This window comes from Soehngenia sp. (assembly GCF_055108775.1).
In genome coordinates this window covers 1-6,256 of record NZ_JBSQIL010000086.1, presented here as the reverse complement: position 1 = coordinate 6,256, position 6,256 = coordinate 1, and the positions used below count along the sequence as shown (strand labels likewise).

Below are 6,256 nucleotides of genomic sequence, written 5' to 3'. Positions count from 1 at the left end.
TTTTTACACTGTATATATACCCAAAATGGGGGGAATCTAGCCATTTCAATATAAAAAAAGGCAGTAAATATGCGAGTTGTAGAGTTTTGCAACGAGCTAATTATAAATAATAAAGGAGGCTTTATAAATGATTGTAGGAGTCCCTAAAGAAATAAAAGCTCAAGAAAATCGTGTCGCTATAACACCTGCTGGTGTTGATGCACTTGTAAGAGCTGGGCACAAAGTATTAGTTGAAACAAATGCTGGTCTAGGTTCAGGTTTTAGTGATGAATCTTACAAAGCACAAGGGGCTGAAATACTCCCTGAAGCTAAAATGGTTTGGGAACAAGCAGATATGATAATGAAGGTAAAAGAACCACTTCCTTCAGAGTATCAGTACTTTAGAAAAGATTTGATAATATTCACATATCTCCATTTAGCAGCAGATGAAGAATTGACAAAAGAACTTGCTAAATCAGGTGTAGTAGCAATCGCATATGAAACAGTACAAAATCCAGATAGATCATTGCCTTTATTGACACCTATGAGTGAGGTAGCTGGTAGAATGGCTATTCAAGAAGGCTCAATTTACCTAGAAAAATCAAAAGGTGGAAAAGGTGTTTTAGTAGACGGGGTAACAGGTGTTCCTCCAGCTCATATAGTTATAGTAGGTGCTGGTATTGTTGGAACAGCAGCACTTAGAAGAGCTGTTGGTCTTGGTGCAAGAGTTACTGTTGTAGATATCAATGTTGATAGATTAAGATATCTAAACGAAGTGTTTATGGGAAGCATTGAAACCTTGTATTCAAATAATTACAACTTAACTCAAGTTATCAAGACAGCAGATTTAGTTGTAGGCGGCGTTCTTATCCCTGGGGCAAAAGCTCCTAAATTAATAACCGAAGAAATGGTTAAACAAATGGAGCCAGGAAGTGTAATAGTCGATGTGGCTATAGACCAAGGTGGTTGTGTTGAAACTATAGATCATGCTACTACTCATGCTGATCCAATATTTGTAAAACACGATGTAATTCATTATGCAGTTGCAAATATTCCTGGTGCTGTTCCTAGAACATCAACCTTTGCATTGACAAATGTAACTTTACCATATGCAGTTAGAATTGCCAACAAAGGATGGAAAAAAGCTTTGATAGATGAGGAACCATTGAGAAAAGGTGCAAATGTTATAGATGGTAAAATTGTTTATAAATCAGTAGCAGAAGCATTTGATATGCCTTATACTCCAGTTGAGGAAGTACTAGGTATCTAATATAAAGCCGCATGACTAATCATGCGGCTTTTCATTTTCTATTGAACTCTATCTAATATAACATTTAAATCTTCTACAGGTTTTACAACTTCCCAAGCTGAGCCATCATCTGATACTTTTAATAGTGACATTGCTTGAGTACCTAATCTCTTGCCATTAGCAAAATCAACTGTTCCGCCCATTGGTATTTTAAATGGTTCTTTTTCCATTCCATTTATATAATTTTCCCAATTAAGTGTTTCTCCCTCAACTCTTCTAAGACCTTCTACGAAGAAATATCCAGCAATCCATCCTGCCATTGAAAACGCATTTGCAGCATACTCAGGTTTACCGAAGTTTGTCATTCCTTGTACAAATTCATCTACTTCTTCTTGATTGCTCAAATCTACCCATGCATTTGAATATATAGGGAATTTGTTTGCAGCAGTCGCATAATCAGCTTGGAAGTTAGCTATTGTTGTAGCATCTGCATTTGAATATGTTGTAAATACAGGTTTGTTAACTCCTTGAGCTATTAGTCCCTTTATGATTGTTGGAAGTGTTGCTTGAATAGATGCAGCTACTATTACATCAACATTTTCATTTTTCATCTTTAATGCTTGGCTTGATACATCTGTTGCTCCTGGATTTACTTGCTCTTTTACAACAACGTAATCTCCACCTAGTTTTTCTACTTGATTTTCTACACCAGCTAATAAATCTTTACCAGCATCATCATTTGTGTAGATTACACCTATTTTTTTAGCATTGTGTTCTTCTATTGCTCTAGCAACTATTAATCTACCTTCCGTTACATAAATAGGTTGTACTGGGAATAATCCTTTGCCTTTTTCAGGAGTAGTAGCATCTTCATTATATAAAGCTGCTATCCCTGCAGCAAAATAAACTGCTGGTATTCCTGTTTCTTTTAGTAAATCTAATGTTGCTCCTATAGTTGGTGTTCCAAAGTGTCCAACAATAGCAAACACTTTGTCATCATTTATTAGTCTTTCAGTAAATGTAGTCGCCTTTATTGGGTCAAACTCATCATCATAGTGGACAAATTCAATTTTTCTTCCATCTACTCCACCTGCATCATTTACCATTTTAAAATACGCTTCTATACCTGCATTAAAAGGTACCCCTACTGCTGCAAAAGCACCAGAAGTAGCTGCAGTGTTTCCTACTTTTACTGTAGTATCTGTAACACCTTGCGCTAATTCATTACCACCTGTACATCCGGCTAATGTTGACAAAAGCATTGCTAAAACCAAGATAATAGAAATTCTTTTATTCATTTTAATACCTCCATTTTTTAATTTTTTCCTCCCAAATAAACTTCAATTAATGTACTATCATTTCTAAGCTCTTCAGCACTCCCTTCCATCCCGATTTTGCCTACTTCTAACACATAAGCATAATCAGCTATTTTAAGTGTTTGTAATGCATTCTGCTCAACTAATAATACTGTCGTCCCATCATTTCTGATTTCTTTAATGATTTGAAATATATTTTTTACAATCAAGGGCGCAAGCCCTAGGGATGGCTCATCTAATAATAAAAGCTTGGGACTACCCATTAAAGCTCTTCCTATAGCTAGCATTTGTTGCTCTCCACCAGATAATGTCGCAGATATCTGATTTTTCCTTTCTTTTAATGCAGGAAAATAAGAATAAACTCTTTCGAAATTATTTTTTACCTCTTTATTGCTCTTAACGGTATAGGCCCCCACCATTAGATTTTCTTCAACAGTCAGATCTCTAAATACTTGCCTTCCTTCTGGAGACTGAATAATCCCTTTTGCAGCAATTTTATGAGGTGGCAAATTAGTAATATCTTCTCCGAAGAATTGTACATTTCCACTTTTGGCTTCCAATATGCCAGAAATCTTTCTCAATGTAGTGGTTTTACCTGCTCCATTTGCGCCAAGAAGTGCAACTATCTGCCCCTCTTTAACTGATATGTCTATACCTTTTAGAGCTTCTATACTTCCATAATTGACCTTTAAATTTTTAATTCCAAGACACTCATTCATTAGTCGTCCTCCTTTCCAAGATAGGCAATTTGGACTTCCTGATTTTTTTGAATTTCTTGAGGAGTTCCAATCGCAAGAAGCTTTCCAAAGTTGATAGCACATATTCTATCACATAAACCATTTACAAATTTCATATCATGTTCTATCAACAGTATTGAACAATTTCTCTCATCTCTTATTTCTCTTATTAAGTTAACTAGAGAGAGTGTCTCTGTATCGTTTAAGCCCGCTGCAGGTTCATCTAAAATTATTAATTTTGGATTTAGCATCAAAGCTCTTGCTAGTTCAATTTTTTTAAGAACTCCATAAGGTTGCCCTGCTGTTAACATATCCTTTATTGCTAAAAGCCCCATGTGATCTAGTATATCTTCTGCTCTTTTCCTTATTTTTGCCTCTTCTTCCCTAGTCTTTTTTAATCTAAAGAATTGATTAAATAATGAAGCCTTAAAATCAATATGAGCTCCTACCATTACATTTTCAACTACAGTCAATTCCCTTATTAGTTCAATGTTTTGGAATGTTCTTACTAGGCCTTTTCCTATTATCTCATGAGTTTTTACTCCAACTAAATCTTCTACTTCACCTTTATTATTCTTAAAATAAATCTTCCCTTCATCAGGCTTGTAAAACTGTGTAATGCAATTAAACACAGTTGTTTTTCCTGCTCCATTTGGCCCAATAAGCCCAAATATCTCACCTTCATTAATGTCGAAGGATAAATCATCTACTGCCTTTAAGCCGCCAAAAGCAATGGAGAGGTTCTCAATCTTGAGTACTTTATTATTCATATTATCCATTGATTTCCTCTCCTTTCTTAAAAAGCTTTCGTAAATTTCTCTGAATGTCATACCTAATGTTAATTAAACCATTAGGGTAAAACAAAATAACTAATATTATCAATACTCCATTAAATATATATGCTGCACCGTCGATACTTCCTATGACTGGTAATCTTTTTAAAATTAAGTCCGGAACTCCAAAAACTATAAATGCACCTAATACAGTACCTGATATGCTTCTAATTCCACCAATTACTATAACAGCTAGAATGTTTAATGATAACATCAAAATCCAAGCATTAGGATATGTGTATCTAACAAAGTGCATATACAATACTCCACCTAATGCTGAAAAGGCTACAGCTATAGCAAAAGATAAAAGCCTATGTCTATAGATATTTACCCCCATTGCACTAGCAGCTGCTTCACTGCCTCTCATAGTAGAAAGTGCTCTTCCCGTATGGCTGTTTACTAGATTGTGCATCATTACCATTACAAGTATTAAAAAGAAGACTATCAGTATATATGTCCCATTTCTATCTAGCTGCAAAAAACCTAATAATTTAGGATATTGTGCTTGTTTGCCTGAAAATCCATTTGTAATAAAATCAAACTCAATAAAAACTTTTCTTAAGATTTCAGATATAGCTAGAGTTGCAATCGCTAAATAATATCCCTCTATCCTTAAAGACACTAAACCGGTTAAAACCCCTATAAGCATAGGTACAGCAACTGATATTATCAGTGCCAATTCAAAAGGCAAACCTAAATCAGCTGTTATAAATGCTGTTAGGTAAGTCCCCATCCCCATAAATCCTGCTGTTCCAAGAGATATTAATCCAGAATAACCTAGAAGTAAATTTAATCCTAATGCAACTATTGAATATATCAATATACTAGCAACAGTAGTCAAAAGTGAGTATTTAACAATCCCTAAGCTTACTAACAGAGGCAAGAAAGAAAGAATGATACCAAATAATAAAAATTGAGTATATGGCTTGTGTAATTTGTAAAAGTTAGTTAATTTATTATTCATTTTCTCACCTCTAAACTTTCTTTACTACTTTTTTGCCAAATAGGCCAGTAGGTTTAATCAATATAATTATCAATATTAGTAAATATAAAATTGAATCACTCCAAATCGACGATATATAAAATGATATCAAATTGCTAGCAAAACCTATCAAATAAGCAGCTATAACAGCTCCATAAAAGGAAGTAAATCCTCCTAAAATGCATGCTAATAATGCTGTTACTTGCACTGTGTCCATCATAGATAGATTTACACTATTTGTAGGCGCTAACATCAATGCAGCTAATGTTCCTAAAGAAGCTGCTATTGCCCAAGATGCTCTAGTTACCGATGCTGTCGGAATCCCCATCATTCTAGCGACTATATCATTTGATGCAGTTGCTCTTACTGAAAGCCCCCATTTCGTTTTCTGCAAAGCGAAGAATAAAATCCCCATCAGTATCAAGCCAACTATAATATTAAATATCGCATTATATGATATCGTTGCCCCAAAAAAGCTGTGAGAACCGTAAATAAATCTAGGAAATTGTAATGGATCGGTTCCAAAAAGCATTGGAGCTAGCCCAAGAAATATCATGATTAGACCTAAGGTTATTATCTGCTTTGAAACAGGGTTTACTTTCTGAGCTCTTGATATTACGAAAAAATCTACCAATATACCTAGTATTAACGCAAATATCATGCCGACAACTGCTGCTAGTATTGGTGATATGCCAGTTATCATTAACACGACTGTTGCGAAAAAAGCACTGAACATACTAATTGTTCCCTGAGCAAAGTTTGTGGTTACTGATGTCCTGAAGATGAGTATTATACCCAAAGCTGCCAGAGCATATATTCCTCCCGTTTCTAAACTGTTGAGCAATATTTGTACGAATATGTCCATTAATTCTCACCCCTTTAGACTATTTTTATTTCTTCATTGTAGGTGTTTATAAATCCTAATATATTAGCACTAAATTCATGTGGTTTTTCATACATGCTTGCATGCCCACTTCCCTTTATCAACACCCACTTTGAATTTTTTATTTTTTCGTGAATTATCTTTTGATATCTAATAGGAGTGGTTATGTCATATTCTGAGCTTATAATAAGAGTAGGCACTTCAATTTCTTTTATTTCTTCTCTTATGTCCAAATTTTCAGCACTGTCTACTAATCTTACAAGATCGGAAGAGCACA

The 6,256-nt window shown here is 34.7% G+C and carries 7 protein-coding genes; 1 reads left to right on the top strand and 6 read right to left on the bottom strand.

The genetic code is table 11. The annotated features are described in order from the left end of the window. The first annotated feature begins 127 nt into the window (after positions 1-127). Positions 128-1,249: an alanine dehydrogenase gene (gene ald / locus ACTB1H_RS08815; RefSeq protein WP_463262476.1), complete on the top strand. Its 1,122-nt coding sequence runs from the start codon at positions 128-130 to the stop codon at positions 1,247-1,249. A gap of 38 nt (positions 1,250-1,287) precedes the next feature. Here the strand turns inward: ald and ACTB1H_RS08810 are convergent, their stop codons facing one another. From ACTB1H_RS08810 to ACTB1H_RS08785, 6 genes are all read right to left on the bottom strand, one after another. Then, positions 1,288-2,526: an ABC transporter substrate-binding protein gene (locus ACTB1H_RS08810; RefSeq protein ID WP_463262475.1), complete on the bottom strand. Its 1,239-nt coding sequence runs from the start codon at positions 2,524-2,526 to the stop codon at positions 1,288-1,290. Positions 2,527-2,543: 17 nt separating this feature from the next. Beyond that, a complete protein-coding gene (locus ACTB1H_RS08805; protein WP_463262474.1) occupies positions 2,544-3,263 on the bottom strand; it encodes an ABC transporter ATP-binding protein in 720 nt (239 codons plus the stop codon). Further along, complete coding sequence (locus ACTB1H_RS08800) at positions 3,263-4,060, bottom strand: ABC transporter ATP-binding protein (RefSeq protein WP_463262473.1); 798 nt, start codon at positions 4,058-4,060, stop codon at positions 3,263-3,265. The genes ACTB1H_RS08805 and ACTB1H_RS08800 overlap by 1 nt, the downstream gene beginning before the upstream one ends. After that, positions 4,053-5,078, bottom strand: coding sequence for a branched-chain amino acid ABC transporter permease (locus tag ACTB1H_RS08795; RefSeq protein ID WP_463262472.1), 1,026 nt, complete (start codon positions 5,076-5,078; stop codon positions 4,053-4,055). Before ACTB1H_RS08795 ends, ACTB1H_RS08800 begins: the two co-directional genes overlap by 8 nt. Before the next feature lie 10 nt (positions 5,079-5,088). Next, positions 5,089-5,961, bottom strand: a complete 873-nt coding sequence (locus ACTB1H_RS08790) for a branched-chain amino acid ABC transporter permease (protein ID WP_463262471.1) — start codon at positions 5,959-5,961, stop codon at positions 5,089-5,091. Between the two features lie 14 nt (positions 5,962-5,975). Beyond that, on the bottom strand, positions 5,976-6,256 hold a 281-nt coding region (locus ACTB1H_RS08785), incomplete at its 5' end, for an alpha/beta fold hydrolase (RefSeq protein WP_463262470.1).

Bases quoted from the DNA above. Each gene is read 5' to 3' on its own strand.
- ald (WP_463262476.1), top strand. From the start codon at position 128: ATGATTGTAGGAGTCCCTAAAGAAATAAAAGCTCAAGAAAATCGTGTC.
- ACTB1H_RS08810 (WP_463262475.1), bottom strand. From the start codon at position 2,526: ATGAATAAAAGAATTTCTATTATCTTGGTTTTAGCAATGCTTTTGTCA.
- ACTB1H_RS08805 (WP_463262474.1), bottom strand. From the start codon at position 3,263: ATGAATGAGTGTCTTGGAATTAAAAATTTAAAGGTCAATTATGGAAGT.
- ACTB1H_RS08800 (WP_463262473.1), bottom strand. From the start codon at position 4,060: ATGGATAATATGAATAATAAAGTACTCAAGATTGAGAACCTCTCCATT.
- ACTB1H_RS08795 (WP_463262472.1), bottom strand. From the start codon at position 5,078: ATGAATAATAAATTAACTAACTTTTACAAATTACACAAGCCATATACT.
- ACTB1H_RS08790 (WP_463262471.1), bottom strand. From the start codon at position 5,961: ATGGACATATTCGTACAAATATTGCTCAACAGTTTAGAAACGGGAGGA.